General features: G+C 68.0%; 19 protein-coding genes and 2 riboswitches. Of the genes, 11 read left to right on the plus strand and 8 right to left on the minus strand.

Translation table 11 applies throughout. The annotated features are described in order from the left end of the window. Positions 1-67: 67 nt before the first annotated feature. The 7 genes from QME70_07740 to QME70_07770 all read left to right on the plus strand — a co-directional run bounded on the left by QME70_07740 (position 68) and on the right by QME70_07770 (position 5,936). A complete protein-coding gene (locus QME70_07740; GenBank protein ID MDI6894484.1) occupies positions 68-757 on the plus strand; it encodes a response regulator transcription factor in 690 nt (229 codons plus the stop codon). Beyond that, complete coding sequence (locus tag QME70_07745; GenBank protein MDI6894485.1) at positions 754-2,331, plus strand: ATP-binding protein; 1,578 nt, start codon at positions 754-756, stop codon at positions 2,329-2,331. The genes QME70_07740 and QME70_07745 overlap by 4 nt, the downstream gene beginning before the upstream one ends. A 63-nt stretch (positions 2,332-2,394) precedes the next feature. Further along, positions 2,395-2,973: a glycerol-3-phosphate acyltransferase gene (locus tag QME70_07750; protein MDI6894486.1), complete on the plus strand. Its 579-nt coding sequence runs from the start codon at positions 2,395-2,397 to the stop codon at positions 2,971-2,973. 73 nt (positions 2,974-3,046) lie between these two features. Continuing rightward, complete coding sequence (locus QME70_07755; protein MDI6894487.1) at positions 3,047-3,340, plus strand: metal-sensitive transcriptional regulator; 294 nt, start codon at positions 3,047-3,049, stop codon at positions 3,338-3,340. Positions 3,341-3,506: 166 nt separating this feature from the next. Continuing rightward, the gene (gene trxB / locus QME70_07760) at positions 3,507-4,457 is read left to right on the plus strand and encodes a thioredoxin-disulfide reductase (GenBank protein ID MDI6894488.1); all 951 of its coding nucleotides are present in this window, start codon (positions 3,507-3,509) and stop codon (positions 4,455-4,457) included. A gap of 13 nt (positions 4,458-4,470) precedes the next feature. Beyond that, on the plus strand, positions 4,471-4,659 hold the full coding sequence (locus tag QME70_07765) for a zinc ribbon domain-containing protein (protein MDI6894489.1): 189 nt from the start codon (positions 4,471-4,473) through the stop codon (positions 4,657-4,659). Positions 4,660-5,174: 515 nt separating this feature from the next. Next, the gene (locus QME70_07770; protein ID MDI6894490.1) at positions 5,175-5,936 is read left to right on the plus strand and encodes a DUF6062 family protein; all 762 of its coding nucleotides are present in this window, start codon (positions 5,175-5,177) and stop codon (positions 5,934-5,936) included. 48 nt (positions 5,937-5,984) lie between these two features. Here QME70_07770 and QME70_07775 read toward each other — a convergent pair whose 3' ends face one another. Genes QME70_07775 through QME70_07785 form a run of 3 tightly spaced genes read right to left on the minus strand, consistent with a single transcriptional unit; the run spans position 5,985 to position 8,292 of the window. Then, positions 5,985-6,494: an NUDIX domain-containing protein gene (locus QME70_07775; protein MDI6894491.1), complete on the minus strand. Its 510-nt coding sequence runs from the start codon at positions 6,492-6,494 to the stop codon at positions 5,985-5,987. Then, positions 6,487-7,752 (minus strand): cation:proton antiporter, encoded by a 1,266-nt coding sequence (locus QME70_07780; protein MDI6894492.1) that lies wholly within the window; start codon positions 7,750-7,752, stop codon positions 6,487-6,489. Before QME70_07780 ends, QME70_07775 begins: the two co-directional genes overlap by 8 nt. A 24-nt stretch (positions 7,753-7,776) precedes the next feature. After that, entirely contained in the window at positions 7,777-8,292 is a 516-nt protein-coding gene (locus tag QME70_07785; protein MDI6894493.1) for a HEAT repeat domain-containing protein, read from the minus strand. Between the two features lie 19 nt (positions 8,293-8,311). Continuing rightward, positions 8,312-8,375: riboswitch (Fluoride riboswitch) on the minus strand. Positions 8,376-8,579: 204 nt separating this feature from the next. Then, positions 8,580-8,640: riboswitch (Fluoride riboswitch) on the plus strand. Between the two features lie 42 nt (positions 8,641-8,682). Between QME70_07785 and QME70_07790 the strand changes: the two genes are divergently transcribed. Continuing rightward, positions 8,683-10,755, plus strand: a complete 2,073-nt coding sequence (locus tag QME70_07790) for a sodium-translocating pyrophosphatase (GenBank protein MDI6894494.1) — start codon at positions 8,683-8,685, stop codon at positions 10,753-10,755. Here the strand turns inward: QME70_07790 and QME70_07795 are convergent. Next, positions 10,721-11,461, minus strand: a complete 741-nt coding sequence (locus QME70_07795) for a hypothetical protein (protein ID MDI6894495.1) — start codon at positions 11,459-11,461, stop codon at positions 10,721-10,723. The genes QME70_07790 and QME70_07795 overlap by 35 nt on opposite strands. A 264-nt stretch (positions 11,462-11,725) precedes the next feature. On the opposite strand from QME70_07795, the gene QME70_07800 reads away from it, so the two are divergent. Next, positions 11,726-12,301, plus strand: a complete 576-nt coding sequence (locus tag QME70_07800; GenBank protein ID MDI6894496.1) for a PepSY domain-containing protein — start codon at positions 11,726-11,728, stop codon at positions 12,299-12,301. Positions 12,302-12,478: 177 nt separating this feature from the next. Here the strand turns inward: QME70_07800 and QME70_07805 are convergent, their stop codons facing one another. The 4 genes from QME70_07805 to QME70_07820 form a co-directional block, all read right to left on the minus strand. Continuing rightward, entirely contained in the window at positions 12,479-13,975 is a 1,497-nt protein-coding gene (locus QME70_07805; GenBank protein MDI6894497.1) for an ATP-binding protein, read from the minus strand. Beyond that, positions 13,972-14,649 (minus strand): response regulator transcription factor, encoded by a 678-nt coding sequence (locus tag QME70_07810; GenBank protein MDI6894498.1) that lies wholly within the window; start codon positions 14,647-14,649, stop codon positions 13,972-13,974. Before QME70_07810 ends, QME70_07805 begins: the two co-directional genes overlap by 4 nt. Positions 14,650-14,775: 126 nt before the next feature. Continuing rightward, complete coding sequence (locus QME70_07815; GenBank protein MDI6894499.1) at positions 14,776-15,975, minus strand: MFS transporter; 1,200 nt, start codon at positions 15,973-15,975, stop codon at positions 14,776-14,778. 35 nt (positions 15,976-16,010) lie between these two features. Continuing rightward, entirely contained in the window at positions 16,011-16,559 is a 549-nt protein-coding gene (locus QME70_07820) for a chromate resistance protein ChrB (GenBank protein ID MDI6894500.1), read from the minus strand. 70 nt (positions 16,560-16,629) lie between these two features. On the opposite strand from QME70_07820, the gene QME70_07825 reads away from it, so the two are divergent. Then, entirely contained in the window at positions 16,630-16,803 is a 174-nt protein-coding gene (locus QME70_07825) for a hypothetical protein (GenBank protein ID MDI6894501.1), read from the plus strand. 218 nt (positions 16,804-17,021) lie between these two features. After that, complete coding sequence (locus QME70_07830) at positions 17,022-18,290, plus strand: homoserine dehydrogenase (protein MDI6894502.1); 1,269 nt, start codon at positions 17,022-17,024, stop codon at positions 18,288-18,290. Positions 18,291-18,322 lie beyond the last annotated feature (32 nt).

Genomic DNA, 18,322 nt, shown 5'->3' on the forward strand with positions numbered 1-18,322 from the left:
CCAGGTCGTCCCTGCAGGCGGTCGGCCTGACCGGGTTACCCGCATCGGCAGCATCGGGGGAAGTGCGGTGGCGCAGGAACGCATCCTGGTGGTGGAAGACGAACCCGGCATCCGGAAGGTGGTGCGTGCCTACCTGGAGCGGGCCGGATACGAGGTCCTGGAGGCGCCCGATGGCGAGGAGGGGCTGGAGCTTGCCGCGTCCCGGCGCCCGGCCCTGGTAATCCTGGACCTCATGCTTCCCGGCATCCCCGGGGAAGAGGTATGCCAGCGCCTGCGGCGGGATTCCGACGTGCCCATCGTCATGCTCACGGCCCGGGCGCAGGAGGACGACCGGGTGGCCGGCCTGGGCCTGGGGGCTGACGATTACGTGGTCAAGCCTTTCAGCCCCCGGGAGCTGGTGGCCCGCGTGAAGGCGGTGCTGCGCCGGGCGGGTCGACCGGCAGGGGAACCGCTGCATCGGGGCGACCTGGTCATAGACCCCGAGCGCCGTGAGGTGAGACGGGGGGAGGAAGTCATCCCCGTCACCGCCTCCGAGTTTCGGTTGCTGTACGCTCTCGCCCGTGAGCCCAGCCGGGTGTTCACCCGGGAGGAACTGGTGGCGCGGGTGGCAGGCGAAGATTTCGAGGGATACGACCGCACCGTGGACGCCCACGTGAAGAACCTGCGCCAGAAGCTGGGTGATTCCGCCCGCCAGCCCCGCTACGTTGCCTCGGTGTACGGAGTCGGGTATCGCTTTGTGGGGGAGCCCGGACCATGACGACATCCGGACCGGACCAGACGGACGCGCACCTGCCGCCCGGTTCGCCCCCGCGTGCGGGTTCGGCTCGGGGTCCGGGTTCGCGCACGGGCCTGGGCAGCCTGCCGGTGCGCCTGACCGCGGCCTTTGTGGCGGTGGCCCTGGTGGGCATTGCGGTGACCGCCATCGCCACCGGAACCGCCGTCCTGCGCCGGTTCGACGTCTATGTGGGGCGCTACCAGCGCCTCCGTGCCGAGCAGGCCGCCGACGTGCTGGAAGACGCCTACCGGCGGGGAGGCATGGACCAGGTGGTGCGGGAGGCAGAGCGGCTGGCGGGGATGACCGGCCTGCACGCCTGGCTGGTGGATGCCTCCGGCGCCGTGATCTGGGAGTGGATACCGCGCCTGGAGCAGTTTCCGCCGTCCGACCAGCCTCCCCGTATGGGTTCGCCCGGGCCTTACGCGGGCGGCCCCCCCTGGCGCCGCGGGATGCGGCTGCCGCGCCAGCAGGCCATCCCTCTGCAGGTGGGCGGCCAGCAGGTGGGCACCCTGTACGTGGCAGCCCCGGAGGGTTCCCGCTGGATGGCCGAAGAACTGGCGTTCCTGGCCGGGGTGCGCCGGTCGCTGTGGTTGGGCGGTGCTCTGGCTGCCCTGGTGGCGGTGGTGGTGGGTCTGGGGATGGCCCGGGGCATCAGCATGCCCCTGCTCAGGCTGCGGGACGCGGCCGACCGCCTGCGGGAAGGGGACCTGACCCAGCAGGTGCCGGAAGAGGGCAGCCACGAGATGGTGGCCCTGGCCCGCGCCTTCAATCACCTGGTGCACAGCCTGGCCCGACAGTACGAGTGGCGCCACAACCTTACGGCGGATGTGGCGCACGAGTTGCGCACGCCCTTGGCCGTGGTACGCGCCCACATCGAAGCCATGCAGGACGGAGTGTGGGAGGCCTCTGCCGAGAACCTGGCCGCGCTGCATGCGGAGATCATGCGCCTGGTGCGGCTGGTGGGGGACCTGGAGAAGCTGAGCGAGGCGGAAAGCGGCGCTCTGGAACTGGCCCGGACCCCCGTCGACGTGGGCGAGGTGGCCCGCCGGGTGGCGGCCGCTTTCGGTCCCTCTTTCGAACAGAAGGGTGTGGGCTTCCGCCTGGACGTGGAGCCCGGCCTGCTCCGGGTGGACGGAGACCAGGACCGGTTGTCCCAGGTGGTGTGGAACCTCCTTTCCAACGCCCTCAAGTTCACCCCGCCGGGGGGAGAAGTCGCCGTCCATGTCTACCGGAGAACCGCTCCTGCTCCGGGAATCAGGCCCGGCGGCCCTTCCGGGCCCGGACAGTCCCGGGACGCGGGTGCCGGTACCGTATGCCTGGCGGTGACGGATACCGGCCCGGGCATCCCGGCCGAAGAGTTGCCCTACGTGTTTGAGCGTTTCCACCGCGTAGGCACGCGGTCGCCGGACCGGGGGACGGGGCTGGGTCTGGCGATTTCTCAGGCCGTGGCCCGCGCCCATGGCGGGCACATCGAGGTGCAGAGCGAGCCCGGCCGGGGTTCCACCTTCACGCTCGTCATCCCCGTGGCGTCCGGCGCCGGTCATGGCAGGCGATGAGAGCGGCCCGCAGGCAGGGTGCCCAGGGGTTTGCGGCGAATTGGCGGGGCGGGAGGTGGCGACGTGCATTACGGCCTCGTGGCGTTGGCAGGCTATCTCATCGGCTCGGTGCCCTCGGCCTATCTGGTGGGCAGGATGTTCGGCCGGGTCGACATCCGCCGGGTGGGAACGGGCAATGTGGGCGCCACCAACGTGGTGCGCAACGTGGGGTGGGCGGCCGGCATCCTCACCGGCGTGCTGGATGTGGGCAAGGGGATGGCGGCCGTGCTCGTGGGAAAGACCTTCGGCCTGGGAGCGGCTGCCCCGCTCCTGGCCGTGATTTGCGCCGTGATAGGGCACAACTGGCCGGTCTGGCTGAGGTTCCACGGAGGAGGCGGCCTTGCCACCTTCGGTGGCGGGCTCGCCTTCACCGTACCCATCTGGCAGATCGTGCTGGCGGGTTGCCTGTACGGGCTGGTCTACCTGCTGACGAAGCACAAGTATTTCAGTTCCCTGTTCATGTGCGCCGCCATCCCCGTGTGGCTGGGCCTGAGCAGATCTTCCTGGGATTATTTCCTCTTCGGACTGGCCGGGGGCACCGCCCTGGGATTGAAGCAGGTGCGCGCCTGGCTCAGATGCGGCTTCCCCCGAACGAGGGGTTGACAGGGGCGGGGAGGGGGAAATATAATCGGAGCGAAATACCCCCCTGGGTAATCTGAGCTGGGGAGGGTGTGTCTTGCCGGACGCGGCTTTGCCGGAGACGGTATTGCAGGAGAAAAGTGCCGTGCGCGAGCTGTGCAACCGCCTCCGGAGGGTGGAAGGGCAGGCCCGGGGAGTGGTGCGCATGATAGAGGAGGGCCGCAGTTGCGCGGACATCGCCGTGCAGATGGCGGCCCTGAAGGCGGCCGTGAACCGGGCGGCCATGGCCTTTGTGGCGTCTTACCTCCAGCAGTGTCTGGCAGAGGCTAAGGAGGAAGACGCTGCCGACGCCCTGAGCCGGGTGGCGCAGATGTTCATGCGCCTGGCCTGACGCGAACCGGGCGGGGCGAAGCCCGCACCGGGGTCGGCGGCGAGCGCGCGCCGGAGATGGCGGCGAGCCGCGCGGTTGCCAGCGGAGGTCCTGGCGAGGTGGCGGGGCGCGGATCGGGTTGCGGCAGGGCCGGGCACCCCAACCGATGAGGCGTGGAGGGTGGGCTGTGGAAGCAGAGATCCACGACGTGGTCATCCTGGGAGCAGGACCGGCCGGGCTCACGGCGGCGATTTACGCCGGCCGGGCCAGGCTGGACACCGTGGTGATCGACCGGGGCGTCCCGGGTGGCCAGGTGGCCACCACCGATATGGTGGAGAACTACCCGGGATTCCCTAATGGGGTCTCGGGGGTCGAACTGGCCGGGCTGATGAGCGAGCAGGCGGAGCGTTTCGGAGCCCGTGCCGAGATGCTCGAGGTGGAGGGCCTCAGCCGGGACGGCGACCTGTGGCGGGTGGGTACCTCGGAGGGCCCGTATCTGGCACGGGCGGTGATCGTGGCCACCGGGACGCGTCCCCGCGAGCTGGGCGTGCCGGGGGAAAAGGAGTTCCGGGGCAGGGGTATCTCGTACTGCGCCACCTGCGACGGTGCCTTCTTCCGGGACAAGCCCGTAATGGTGGTGGGTGGGGGCGATTCGGCGGTGACCGAGGCGGAGTTCCTCACCCGCTTCGCCAGCCGGGTGACCGTCGTGCACCGTCGCGACGAACTGCGGGCTGCCCGTTCCCTGCAGGAAAGGGTGCTGGGCAACCCGAAGATCAACGTGCGGTGGAACGCCGTGGTCACGGCCTTCCTGGGTAAGGAGAGGCTGCAGCGGGTGCACCTGCGGGACGTGAAGACGGGCGCCGAGTCTGACGTAGAGGCCGAGGGAGCGTTCATCTACGTCGGGCTCCTTCCGAATACCGGTTTCTTGACCGGGGTGGTGCCCCTCGACGAAGCGGGCTATCTGGTCACCGATGACACCATGGCTCTACCGGTGCCGGGCCTGTTTGCCGCCGGAGACGTCCGGCGCAAGCACCTGCGGCAGGTAGCCACCGCCGTCAGCGACGGCGCGGTGGCGGCCATGGCCGCCGAGGAATACATCGTGGGCAAGTTCGGGCGGGAGCCCGCGAAGACGAAGTAGGGGGTGGGGGCAGGTGCCGGATTACGAGTTCACGTGCAAGAAGTGCGGGCATCAGTTCACGGTGAATGTCCCCTGGCAGCGCAAGCACGAGGTGACGTGCCCGAGCTGCGGGAGTCCTGAGCTCAAGGAGAAGTTCTCCCTGTGGGGTTGGTCCCGCGGGGGGACGTCTGACGCGGGTGCGTGCAGTCCCCGCTTTGGCTGACGCTAGCCCGTGGGGGGACAGTTTGTCCCCCTGATCCTCCCCTGTACGGTGGACGGTCGTTACCAGCTGCGCGGCCGTCTGCCGCCCGATAGCCTCCTCTTGCGGGGAGGCCCCTTTTTGGCCAGGGTCCCTTCTGGCACCTCCGCCCGGCTGGTTCCCCCGGCGCGGGTAGCGCCGGCTGGCTCCCCGCAGCCGGGTGGCCGACACCACTTTGGGCCCGGGCTGTGCGCCGTAGCGCAACGCAAAAGCGCGACGATCTGAAGGAAAGGCGACGCGGGCGGAGAAGACAGGTACGACAACACTGCAGGCGATGGAGCCCGCCCTTTGCTGCGGAGCAGCTGATGGCTCCTGGCGCAACCGTGCCAGGAGCCGTTCGCGTTCCGGGGCGACCTGCTGCCGCAGGTGCGAGTTGGTGGGCACTGTGTGCAAGGTCCGTCGCCCCCGCGCGGGTGGTCGGGCAGCAAGGGGCGGCGGCAGTGGCAGCGGAAGGTTGTCGGACGCGGGTAGGACGGTCAATGTTCGCGGGTTCGGAGGAGCGGTGGGAAGTGATCCTGGAAGCGGAGTTGTGGGAGGCCCTCGGCCAGTCTGGTTGTCCGCTGTGCAGGCTGGCTCACGCGGCCGAGCAAACGTACTGGACGTGGTTTGTGCTGGAGAACTACTACTCCGGGCCCACGCTGGAAACGCTGTGCCGGGGTGGCTTCTGCCGCACGCACGCCTGGCGAGCGGCACAGCTGGCGGGAAACCGACTGGCCGCCACGTATGACGTGCTGGCCCGGGATGCCCAGGAGCGGCTGCGCACTGCGCTGGGGGTGATCGGGGCAAGTGGGGCACGAGTGACCAGGCGCCGCTGGCGTGCGCTCCTCGCGGGAACTCTGGAACGGAAGGGGCCGTGTCCTGTCTGCCAGACTGCGGCCCAGCGGGCGGGGGTGGGGGCGAGGCACCTGGTCGTCTTGCTGGCCGAGGAAGGCGGCCGGGCCCGGTATGCCGCCTCCGACGGGCTCTGCTGGAACCACCTGGTGGAAGCCTGCCGCCTGGGCGATCATCCCGTGACAGCTTTCCTGGTGGAAGACTTCCTCGTACGCCTGGGCAGGCTGGAAGAAGGCCTGCAGGAGTTTTTCCGCAAGTCGGACTACCGGTTCGCCCACGAACCCAAGGGGTCAGAACAGCAGGCATACCTCGACGCCATTGAGAGGTTCTCGGGACCCCCAGACGGTGTATCCGACATCGCTGTCCCGGGCCGGGCGAGGTTCCCCGGTCGTACCACGCCGGGAGCTTGAGACGGTTTCCCGGACTCCCCGCGGCGAACACGGTGAGCCCGGCGGCGTTTACAGGAGAGATTCGGGCCAGAGAGAGAACGGGCTGGCGGTTCCCACCGGTTCCACTGGAAACACGAAGTGGGCCGGCTGGTCCGGGAACCCTTCCGTGAGTGCATGCACCAGCCAGTGGTTGATGCGCGGGTACAGGTTGAGCGATTCAATCTCTTGCGCTGGTACCCAGGCGGGCACGCTCAGGGCTGCGATTTCCCGTGTCTCACCTGACACCTGCGTTACCCAGTGCACCAGTTCGACCACATGCCGGTTGTCACGGTAGTATGAAGTAAGCCTGGCGGGGACCGTTTCCACGATGGCCAGCAGCCTGCCGGGCTCCACGCTGAGAGAAGTTTCCTCCTTCAGTTCCCTTCTCAGGCAGTCTGGTATGCTTTCCTGTAGATCCAGCCCCCCACCGGGCAGCACATGGTAGCGGCGACCCTGCCTGAGGTGAATCATGGTAAGCAGCTTGCCGTCCCGAACGATGACGCCTGATACCCGTACCTTCACTCCCGCTGTCTCAGGCATACGGATCCGCCTCCCCTGAACGTCTTGCCGGGCACTCACCACTTTGCTTGTTCCCGCGACAACCGCTGTGGATCTCCGCCCCCCGGGGAGTGGCTGGCTCCCTCGCTATGTTCCACGTCGCGCCTGGGGCGGATGCTACCTGAGGGGACTGCGGCCGGAAGAAGGCCTGCGCGATGAGGGTAGGTACCACCGCGCTCAGGACTACCACTGTGACCAGGACGGTGTACTGCGGCCGGTCGATGATACCGTGCTGTAAGCCGAACAACGAGGAGATGGTCCCGAAGGTGAGCCCCGTGGACATGAGCAGGGTGGCATAGGTGCCTTCCCGCCTTCTGAACCGGAACAGCGAAGTGAGCGGCTGTACTGCCATGAACTTGCAGCCGATCTTGACGGCAAGAAACAGAATCACCGTCCCCAGGCCCGCGGCCAGGGCGGGCAGGGAAACAAACAGGCCGGCCTTCATGAAGTAGAAGGGCGTAAGCAGTAAGAAGGCGGTGGCCCGCAGCTTGTGAAGGAGGTGGGGGTGCTCGCCCAGGGTGCCGGCCATGGCCAGGCCGAGAAGGTAAGCCGGCAGGACGGCCTCGCTACCTGCTGCCAGCGCCAGCCCGCCCAGGGTGAACAGGGTAGCGGCCACCATCTTGCCCTCGAGTTCGGCCACGTGGTTGCGGAAGTGGCAGAATAACCTGGGGGATAGGCGGCCGACCACTGCCAGCGAAGCCGCGGTAACGGTCGCGAAGGTGAGGAGTTTCCAATCCGAGCGGGCGAAGAACGCCCCCAGGGCCACAACCGTCCCCAGGTCTGTCACGAAGCAGGCGGCCAGTATGTTCTTACCGATCTCGGTCCGGTTCAGCCCGGTTTCCACCATGACCGCATATACCACCGCCACAGAGGTGGTGGAGAGGGCAATGCCCGCGATCTGGGCGGCTTGTGCGTCCCAGCCGGTCACGTAGCGGGCGCAAAACATCGCCCCCAGGAACGGGGCCAGAAACGACGCCATCCCTATGGAGACACTTTCTTTGGCCTTGCTCCGGAGCACCGCCGGATCCACTTCCGCCCCCGCCAGGAACGTGAGCATAATGCTGCCGAATCCCGCCAGAAACTCCAGCCATTGGGGAGGGTCGAGAGACAGGAGGTTCCCTGCCAGCACCCCCGCTCCTATCTCCACCAGGGGCACAGATACGCCTGACAGGCGGGCAAGCACCCCTGCGCCGAGCGCCAGCCACATCCAGGTCGCTGCTGAGAACCAGGTTGCTTCCACTCATTGCCACCTCACTTGCGTCGATTATTCTTCTGTACTTCCCCGATTTGGGTTGGGCGTGGGGTCGGTCGTGCCGGCCTGCAGGAATTGGGCTGCGGCTTCCCGCACGGCGGAACTGGGGTCGGTCGGGGCTCGCCCCAGTGCTTCGCGGGCGTCCGGTGTGCCGATGCGGGCAAGCGCCTCAACCGCCGCCAGCCTGACTACCAGGTAGGAGGCGTCCAGCAGGTCGGCCAGCAGGGGTATGGCGCCCGGGTTTCCGATGGCACCCAGCGCCTGCACCGCCGTGGCAACGAAATAGCGGTCGCTTTCGCGGAAGCGGGCGATAGCGGCCAGCAGGGCTGGCACCGCCTGCGCAGCCTTCTTTCGCCCCAGCATCCAGGCGGCAAACTGTCTCGTGTCCGGTTCCGGGTGCCGGAGGGCCCCGATGAGCGCGCTCACGTAGCGGTCGGCGCCCTGAACCTGTCCTCCTCCGCCGGCGTGAGGTGCGTTGACGGCATTTGGGAGGCACGTCGGTTCACTCAAGTCGTCGGAACAGAGCAACGGCTCCTACCCCCTTTGCTTGCCGGTAGGAGCCATCAGCGTCCCCGCGCGGTTAGAAGGCGAGCTCCATCGCCTGCTGCCACCACAGTATACAGGTGCGGCGCCGGATGTCAATGCGTCTGCGGGAGGCGGGAGGTAACGGGAGGTAAGAGGGGAGGGGCACCGTCAGCCTCCCCAGGAGCCCGGATTCGTGCCATCTCCTCACGTGCCCACCTGCGAGGAGAGCCCCCGGCGGCAGGCGCCTGTTCTCGCCGCGATTGACGGGCCCAAGTCGCATGGATATACTGGCTGTTGACGGCGATGGAGCTCGCCCGAAGTGCGTGCCGCGCTGATAGCTCCTACCTGGTGGGGTCAGGGGCTGTTTTCATTTGCCGGGAGGTGACAGGTGAGATGGGAGGACCCATATTGCTCGTGCCCGTTGCTGGTGCGGTGGCGGCGGTGGCCAGTGCCTATCTGGTGCGTTACGTGGTGAGGCAGCCGGCCGGAGATGAGAAGATGCAGGCCATAGCGGGGGCCATTCGGGAGGGGGCTCTGGCCTTCCTCAGCCGGCAGTACCGTACCATCGCCGGGCTGGCCATCGCGGTAGCGGCGGTGCTCGCCATCGCCATCCGGCCCCCCGAGGGGTGGCATACGGGGGTTGCCTTCCTGACCGGGGCGCTGGCCTCGGCCCTGTCCGGCTACATAGGCATGTACACCGCCGTGACCGCCAACCTGCGCACGGCGGCAGCGGCCCGGCGGTCGTTGAACGATGCCCTGCGCATAGCGTTCCGGGGCGGGGCCATCACGGGCCTGGCCGTCACCACGTTGAGCCTGCTCGGCGTTACGGGTATCTTTTACGCCTATGGTGGCGCCGTGCGGCCCCAGGAGACGCCGTTGCTCATTGTGGGATTTGGCTTTGGGGCGAGCTTCGTGGCGCTGTTTGCTCAGCTGGGCGGGGGCATATACACCAAGGCGGCAGACGTGGGGGCAGACCTGGTGGGGAAGATCGAGGCGGGCATCCCCGAGGACGACCCCCGCAACCCGGCGGTGATTGCCGACCTGGTGGGCGACAACGTGGGGGACTGCGCCGGTCGCGGTGCCGATCTGTTCGAATCGACGGCCGCCGAGAACATCGGGGCCATGATCCTGGGCATCGCCCTCTTCCCCGTGTTCGGGGTGGGCGGCATCCTGTTCCCGCTGGTGGCGCGGGCGGTAGGCCTGCTGGCCTCCATCGTGGGCATCATGACGGTGCGGGTGCGCCGGGATGACGAGCCGCCCATGGATGCCCTCAACCGGGGATTTCTGGTCACGGCGGTGCTGGCCGCGGTTGGCCTTTTCTTCGTTACCCGCACCATGCTGGCCGGGGATGGCAGGGTTAACCCGCTCTATTTCTTCGGGGCCGCCCTGGTGGGGGTGGTCACCAGCTACATCTTTCTGTGGACCACCCAGTATTACACCGAGTATCGCTACCGTCCGGTGAGGGAGATCGCACAGGCTTCGGTGACGGGACCGGCCACCAACATCATCGCGGGGGTGTCAGCGGGGTTCGAGAGCGTGGCCATCCCCACGGTGGTTATGTCGGCTGCCATCCTGGCTGCCTACGGATTGGGTTACCTGGCCATGCCTGGGGGCGGTCTCTACGGGACCGCCGTGGCCACCATGGGCATGCTCTCGACGGTTGCCTACGTGCTGGCCATGGACACCTACGGACCCATCTGCGATAACGCGGGCGGCATCGTGGAGATGAGCGGTGCTGCCGAGGGGGCACGGCGGCGCACTGAGTTGCTCGATGCCAGCGGGAACACCACCAAGGCTCTCACCAAGGGCTATGCGGTGGGTTCGGCCGCCCTGGCCGCCTTCCTCCTGTTCTCGGCCTACGTTGACGAGGTCAAGCACCTCCTGGGGATGACGCCGGAGCAGCCCTATCCCATCGACATCGGGCAACCGCGGGTGTTCGTGGGGGCGTTCATCGGGGCCATGCTGGTGCTGCTCTTCACTTCCACTGCCATCCGGGCGGTGGGGCGGGCGGCACAGGTGGTCATCCAGGAAGTCCGGCGGCAGTTCCGGGAAATCCCGGGGATCATGGCGGGAACCGCCCGGCCCGAGTATGGCCGCTGTGTAGACATCGTGACCGTGGGTGCCCTCAAGCAGATGGTGCTGCCGGGACTGGTCGTGGTGGTGGTCCCCGTCCTGGTAGGGGCCATCCTGAAGGCGGAGGCGGCGGCGGCCTTCCTGATGATCGCGACCATTGCCGGAGTGTTGATCGCCCTCTTCCTGAACAACGGGGGAGCGGCCTGGGATAACGCCAAGAAGTTCATCGAGGCCGGGAGCCTGGGCGGCAAGGGATCGGAGCCCCACAAGGCGGCCGTGGTGGGGGATACGGTGGGCGATCCCTTCAAGGACACGGCCGGCCCCAGCCTGCACGTGCTGGTGAAGCTCCTTTCCACCATCACCCTGGTGCTGGCCTGGCTGTTCGTCCGCTGACCTCAGCGAAGAAGGATATCTCGGCCCGCAGGGCGTTGATGTGAAGCTGCACCACGCGGCTGTCGTACTGCCTGGCCCACAATTCGTAGTTCAGGGCGGCAGCACGACCGCGCACGCGACTGATCAGGCGGGCCAGCCCCTCGCTATACCCATCCAACCCGGAGACGACGGAAGCTGCGCAGCCGTACGCCAGGGCCTGAGCGAGCAATCTTCCGGTTTCGCCGGGGTCTGCGCGGGTCTCGCCGGCCAGGCTCTCCAGCAGCGCCACCTGCCCGGGGCTGAGGCAGACGTCGACTTTTCGGGTCGGAACCCGCAGGCGCGACGGCGGTGAGGGGGTCGCGGGGGTCGCCTGCGTCGTAGCGGTGGTTGGGGTTGGAGAAGGCGCAGGTGCGGACGGGGCCGCCGACGGGGGAGTGCCCGCGACGCTGGCCCGCAGCCGGGCAAGCCGGGCGTGTAACCGGTCCTCTTCCTGCTCGAGCTCCCCGAGCTTGCTGTCGGCGCGGGCGTGGCTCACCGCCAGCAGCGTGTATTCTCCGAATGCCTCCACGTAGGCCTCGGCAAGAGACAGATCCTGCAACCTGACGGGGCCGTCATGGCCACGGGCCAGTACCCCGAGGCCCACGTCCAGGGCCTGCGCCCTTTGTGCGGACGGCAGGGTTTCGTACCACGCGGCGACTTCCTCGGTCGTTTCCACCGTTACCTCCACTTTTCCACACCACCTGTACGTTTTAGAACGAAAACGGCTCCCGGCTGCTGCCAGGAGCCATCAGTTGCCCGGAGGCAACGAAAGCGGGCCCCATCGCTGTCCGCGTTTGCGGTTATGCTTCTCCTCCCCCGGAGTTCTTTCCTGCTCCGGCCTGCGTGAGAAAAGTCTCATGTCTTTCTCACTCTGTCTTCATCCCCGGTGCTGATAATAGGCGCGGGATGGCACCCCAGATGGTGCCCGCGACCCAACGGGGAGGGATGTGGCGTGAAGAAGAGGATGCTGGGGATGCTGACGGCGGCCGTGCTGCTGGTCGGTATCCTGGGCGTGGCGGTGGCAACCCATGCCCAGGGGCCGTCGGCTGCCTCCGCCCCGGCCGCACTGACGCAGGCGTCAGGCGCTGCCCAGGGGGCCGAGGAGGACAAGGAGGTGGCGGCCAAGGCTCCCGACACCGACCAGGTCGAGGAGCAGGTAGAGGAGCAGTCGGGGACGCAGGTGGAGGACGGCAGCCAGGATGTCGGCCCGGACCAGGCCCAGCCGGCTTACACCGGCTCAGTGAAGGTGGGCCACCCCGAGCCGGCGGATCTCAGCAAGCTGGCCACCGTCACGGTGGACCAGGCTAAGGCGGTAGCGATGGCGGCGAATCCTGGGACCACGGCGGTCAAGGTCGAACTGGACAACGAGAACGGCTACCTGGTGTACAGCGTGGAGTTGAGCAACGGCGCTGACGTGAAGGTCGACGCCGGCACCGGGAAGGTGCTCCATACCGAGCAGGCCGGTGCGGACGACCAGCGGGAGACGGCCGCAGGAGCGGAGGAAGCGGAGGCCGGCGGGACCCGGTAGACCGCGGAGTTACCCGGTGATGATGCCGTAGCCGTCCGTTCCAGCATGTCCGCTCCGCCCGGCGGCAGAGGCAAGGAGCGGAGAGAGCAGCCCGCCCCCGGGAGCCCGGGGGCGGGCTGGTTGTGCGCCCGGCCGTGCGGTGGAACCCGGTACCACCGGTGGCTGCGGGTAGGGGCCTCAGGGGTGGGGGGCGAGAGGCAAGCGCAAAACGAAGGTGCTGCCCCCGCCGGGAGTGCTGGTGGCAGCGATGTCGCCACCGTGGGCCCCCGCGATGGAGCGGGCGATGGTGAGGCCGAGTCCGGCTCCTGCCCCGGACGCGGGTTCCTCGCTCCCTGTCCGGGTACGGGCCCGGTCCGCCCGGAAGAAGCGGTCGAAAACGTGAGGGAGGTCCTCGGGGGAGATGCCCGGGCCGTCGTCCGCCACCCGCACCTCGGCCGTGGCGTGCGCGGTCGATGGGGCAACGAGCGGAGTGTTGGTACCCTGGGGACGGGCGAGGATCTGTCCGGACACGCGCACGTGTCCACCGGCGGTGGTGTACTTGACGCCGTTGTGAACCAGGTTGTAAATGGCACGGCCCAGCCGGTCGGGGTCGCCCGCAACCGGAAGGGGAACAGGCATATCAAGCTCGAGGAACACGCCCCTGGCGGTGGCGAAGGACCGCAGCCGTTCTACGGCCAGGGCGGCAACCTGCGCCAGGTCGGCAGTGGAGCCCTGGTCCCCGGGAGCGGTGCTCTCGCTGCGGGCCAGGGTGAGCAGGTCCTCGGCGAGGGCGATCAGGCGGTCGACCTCTGCTTCCAGGTTGCGCAGGACCTCGCGGTACTGGGCGGCGGTGCGGGGGCGGTGGAGGGCCACCCCGATGGCACCTTTGAGAACGGTGAGGGGGGTGCGCAGTTCGTGGGCGGCGTCCGAGGTGAATTGCCGTTCCCGCCGGAAGGCTTTGTCCAGGCGGGCCAGCATCTCGTCGAAGGTGCGTGCCAGGCGTCCCACCTCGTCGTCGGGTAGCTTGAGGTTGAGGCGGCGGCCCAGGTCCTCAGCCCCGACGCGGCGGGCTTCCCTGGTGATGCGGTCGATGGGGCGCAGGGCGCGGTCGGCCAGGAAGGCGCCCCCGGCGGCGGCCAGGATCACAGCCACCGGTATGGCAAAGGCGAGGAGAAGGCGCATTTGCCCCTCCGCTTCCCGCACGCCCGCCAGCGACTGGGCCACCTGCAGGTAAGTGCGGACGCCTGCGCCCGTCCCCGCCGACGCCGACCCCTCAGAGGGACCCTCGTGGTCGGGCAGGTATGTCAGGGCGGTGGTGTACAGGCGCCACGGTTCGCCGGCTGCCATACAGGTGGCGAGGCCCGGTGCGGGGACGACAACAGGCAGCCGGCGGTATTCTCCGGTGCCGTCCAGGACCTCTCCCGTGTCCGCGAGCAGGCGAATGACATAGCCCCGCGCGGCCAGGAGAGCGGGCAGGGGACCGGGCTCGTCCGAGTTCTGGAGCGCGGGCCTACCGTCTTCGTCCTGGAGGTTGGCTACTGCCTGGCTCGCCACCAGCTGGAGGGAGGTGTCGACCTGGGTGTGCAGGGCACGGGCGGTGGTGAAGTAGAGGAAAAGTCCGAAACAGAGCAGTGCCAGCGCGAGGATCAGGGTGTACCACAGAGTGAGACGCAGCCGGATGGGGAGACTGCTCATCTGGTGGAGCCCTCCATCTTGTAGCCCACGCCGCGGACAGTATGGATGAGCCTGGGCTGGAAGGCCTCGTCTATCTTCTGGCGGAGGTAGCGCACGTAGACGTCCACCACGTTGGACTGGTGGTAGAAGTTGAAGTTCCAGACGTGTTCCGCGATCTGGGTGCGGCTCAGTACCTGTCCGGGGTGGCGCATGAAGAGCTCCAGCAGCGAGAATTCCCGGTGAGTCAGTTCGATGGACCTGCCCGCCCTTTCCACGCGCCGGGTAACGGGGTCGAGGACGAGATCCCCCACCTGCAGGCGGGTGGGAAGGCTGGCTGCGGGACGCCTGAGGAGAGCCCGCAGGCGGGCCAGGAGCTCGGGGAAGGCGAAGGGCTTCATCAGGTAGTCGTCTGCCCCCGTGTCCAGGCCTCGCACCCGGTCGTCTACGGCACCCCGGGCGGTGAGCATGAGGATGGGGGTCCGTATGCCGCGACGCCGCAAGTCCGCGCAGACGTCGAAGCCGTCCTTCTTGGGCAGCAGGATGTCGAGGACGATGGCGTCGTACGGGGCGGAGAGGGCAAACTCGACGGCCTGCTCGCCGTCCTTGGCCACGTCTACCGCATACCCTTCTTCCGTGAGACCCTGCCTGAGGAAGGCTGCGATCCTGGGCTCGTCTTCCACGACCAGCAGTCGCAAGAACCTTACCCTCCGCTTCCCGGCCTGTACCTCATTCTTGCACACCTGAATTAGAATTTCATTAGGACCCCTTGGGGCGGGTACCCGGCAGGGCCGCGGTGGTTCGCCTCTGCGGACCCTGCCCGCCTAAGGTGCAGCCGCTGTCTTTGCCGACCTGGCCACCAGGAAGATGAGGGGCACGGAGGCAAGCTCCACCAGCAGCGCGAAGAGGATCACGTAGGGGACGCCCAGCTCGTAGAGGACGCCCATGGCGGCGCTGCCCGCGAACCAGGCCACTCCGTAGACGGTGTTGAAGATCCCGTAGGCCATGCCTCGCCGCGCGGACGGGATCAGCTCGGCGATGGCAGCGCGCATGATGGTTTCCTGCACGGCCATGGCTGCTCCCCACAGTACCACCCCCGGGATGGCCAGGTGGTAGGACCGGGAGAAGACCAGGAAAGGGATGGGCACGGTGAGCGCGGGCAGGACGGCCAGGGTGAGGAGGCCCTTCCGGTCGAACAGGTGCCCCACGGGCAGGGCCACCAGGGCGTCCACGCCCATGGCCAGTGCGAAGAGGATGGGGATCTGGGGGTCCGGTACCACGCCCCGGACCTTGAAGTGGTAGGAGACCAGCTGGAAGTGGGCGAAGCCACCGATGCTGGCGGCCGTGAACAGGGTGTACATCCAGAAGACCCGGGGCAGCTTCCCCTCGTCAGGCTGCGGCAATGTCTCTACGGGTGAACCTTCCAGTGCCTCGGGCCTGGGGTAGAGGAGTCGGGAAATGGCCAGCAACAGCAGGGCCGTCAGGGCCGGGGCCAGGAGTACGGCAAAGGCGGGCTGGTAGCGGCCGCCGCGCAGGTAGAGCACGCCCGCTACTATCAGCGGTCCGGTCAGGGCCCCGACTTGGTCCAGCAGTTCGTGCAGGCCGAATCCTACACCGCTTCCCACCTGACGGCTGGCATGGGAGAGGATGGCGTCCCGCGAGGGCGTGCGGATGGCCTTGCCCAGGCGTTCCGCCACGATGAGCAGGGCCGCCACTTCCCATCTTCCCGCCAGCGCCAGCAGAGGGACGGCCAGCATGTTCACACCGTACCCCAGGATGGCGATCATCCAGTACCGCCGGGTGCGGTCGGCCAGGTAGCCCGAGAACAGGCGCAGGCCGTATCCGACCAGTTCCCCCAGGCCTCCCACGAACCCCACTGCGGCGGCGCTGGCTCCCAGAAATGAGAGATAGGGGCCGGTTACGCTGCGGGCCCCCTCGTACGTAACGTCGGCAAACAGGCTCACTACCCCCATGAGAACGATGAGCCTGAATGCGTTCCTCCGCCGCAATCCGTTATCATTCACCCCCCGGTTCCCCCCTTCACTCTGCAGTTTCCCCTTCATGGCTGGCCGCCCTCGCTGGCGGCGAAGATCCTGGCTGCAAACCCCTCGAGCGCTTCCCGGCAATCGCGCAGGCGGGCCTGTGCCTCTTCCGCTTTCCCCGCACCGAAGAGGTCGCGCTGCCCGATCCTGGCCAGCCAGCTTTCCAGCCGCTTCAGCCCCTCCTCGTTTTCCTCCAGTTCGGCGAAGGTGAAGTTGCGGCGCCCGGTCTCGTACCGTATCTCCTCCAGGAAGGCGGCGCACTGTTCCAGGAACTCGGCGTACTCGATGTCCCGTTCGGCTTTGAACCGCGCCACGACCTTTTGCTCCTCGGTGCTCCCAGGCGCTTCCGCCAGCAACATCACACTTTCCCCGCCCGCCTCTTCGATTTCCCGGGCAACGGCAGCAAAGAGGCTGCGGTGGGCGGGGGATTCCGGCAGGACGCAGACGGAGTTCTGCAGGTAGACTGCACCTGCCCCCTTGAGCCGGCGCCAGATGGCCACCCGGTACCGGGATGGCTCAGGCGGTATCTTGTACACGAGCAGCAACCACCTTTGAGGCTCCGGCACAGTTCACCTCCCGTAACGGCCGCTACATCAAGATAGCAGGTAACGGCCGTTACGTCAAGTGCTCCACATGGTGAGGGCGGTGAAGGTGACCTTCGAAGCCAGGATCAGGGACGTCTCCCTGTACCCCCTTCTCGAGGCCTTCGCCGCCCTGTTTGGCTGTGTGGAACGGGCACTCTTCCGTGACCACTACGTGCGTGGCGAGCCCCTTTCCAGGATGGAAGAAGTCGTAACGTTCGTCGGCTGAGCCGCCAGGAGAGGCGACGCGACCGCCACATCCGGGGCCAGGGATTGCACGCGGAGACTAACGCTGCAGCCAGGGCCGGGGCCAGCAGGCGGGGGCGAGTGCCGCACCCCGGGCCGGGGCCAGCAGGGATTGAACCGGCTGGTGGCGAATAGCCACCGCATTATTATGTAGGCCCCATCATACCGAGTGGGCCGCCAGGGGCTGGTGGGGGGAGAGGGATGCGGATCGGGTTCCTGGGCCTGGGGACCGTGGGCCAGGCCGTGGTGCGGTTGCTCCATGAGGAGGGGGAACGGCTGGGCGCCGCCGGTTGGGCACTGGAACCCGTGCGGGCGCTGGTACGGGATGCTGCCCGCCCCCGGGCGGTGCCGGTGGACCTGGATCTCACCGCCGATCCGGCCCGCGTGGTGGAAGATCCCGCCATCGATCTGGTGGTGGAGGTGATGGGCGGGGTGGAGCCCGCCACCTCTTACATGCTGCGAGCGCTGCGGGCGGGTAAGCCGGTGGTCACCGCTAACAAGGAGGCCATCGCCCACCGGGGCAAGGACCTGCTGGAGGCGGCGGCAGAGGTGGGTGTACCCCTGCGGTTCGAGGCCTGCGTGGCCGCTGCCATCCCTATCGTCCGTGCCTTGAAGGACTCCCTGGCCGGAGATCGGATCACCGAGATCGCCGGCATCGTCAACGGCACGTCCAACTACGTGCTGGGGCTGATGGAACAGGGCTGCGACCTGAAGGTGGCGGTGAGGATGGCCCAGGAGCGCGGCTATGCCGAGCCCGATCCCACCCGGGACCTGGACGGCTCCGATGCCGCCTGCAAGCTGGCCATCCTGGCCTCCATCGCCTTCTCCGCCCGGGTGCGGCCCGAGCAGGTGGGCACCCATGGCATCCAGATGGTGAGCAGGGAGGATCTGCGCTGGGGGCGGGAGATGGGGTATCGCCTCAAGCTGCTGGCTCTGGCCCGGCGCGCGGAAGCGGGGATCGAGGCCCACGTGCGGCCCACTTTCCTGCCTGTCTCCCATCCCCTGGCCGGCGTGGGCGGGGTGACCAATGCCCTCCTGGTGCGCGGGGAGAGGTGCGGGGACCTGGTGTTCCAGGGGCCGGGGGCCGGCGGCGACGCTACCGCCACGGCGGTGGTGGGTGACATGCTGGAGATCGCCCGCCGCGCCGCGGTGGGGGCCCGGGATGGTGCCTACTGCACCTGCCGGGAGCAGGTGGAGGTGGTTCCCCCCCGCCGATGCGTGACGGGTGCCTACCTGCACCTGGAGGTGGCCGATCGCCCGGGCGTGCTCGCCCAGGTGGCGGGCTGCCTGGCCGCCCACCAGGTGAGCATCGCCGAGGCCCTGCAGAAGGCGCGCGGGGAGGGTCCGGTGCCGGTGCTGTTCATCACCCACGCTTCGCCCTGGGGACCACTGGAGGCGGCGGTGGAAGAAATCGGCCGGCTCCCGGTGGTGGCGCAGGTGGCGGGCCTCATGGCCGTCCTGGGAAGATGAGCAGCGAGGCCCGGCGGAAATGGATAGACGGA

The organism is Bacillota bacterium (genome assembly GCA_030019365.1).
Lineage (GTDB): Bacteria > Bacillota > Sulfobacillia > JACIYH01 > JACIYH01 > JACIYH01.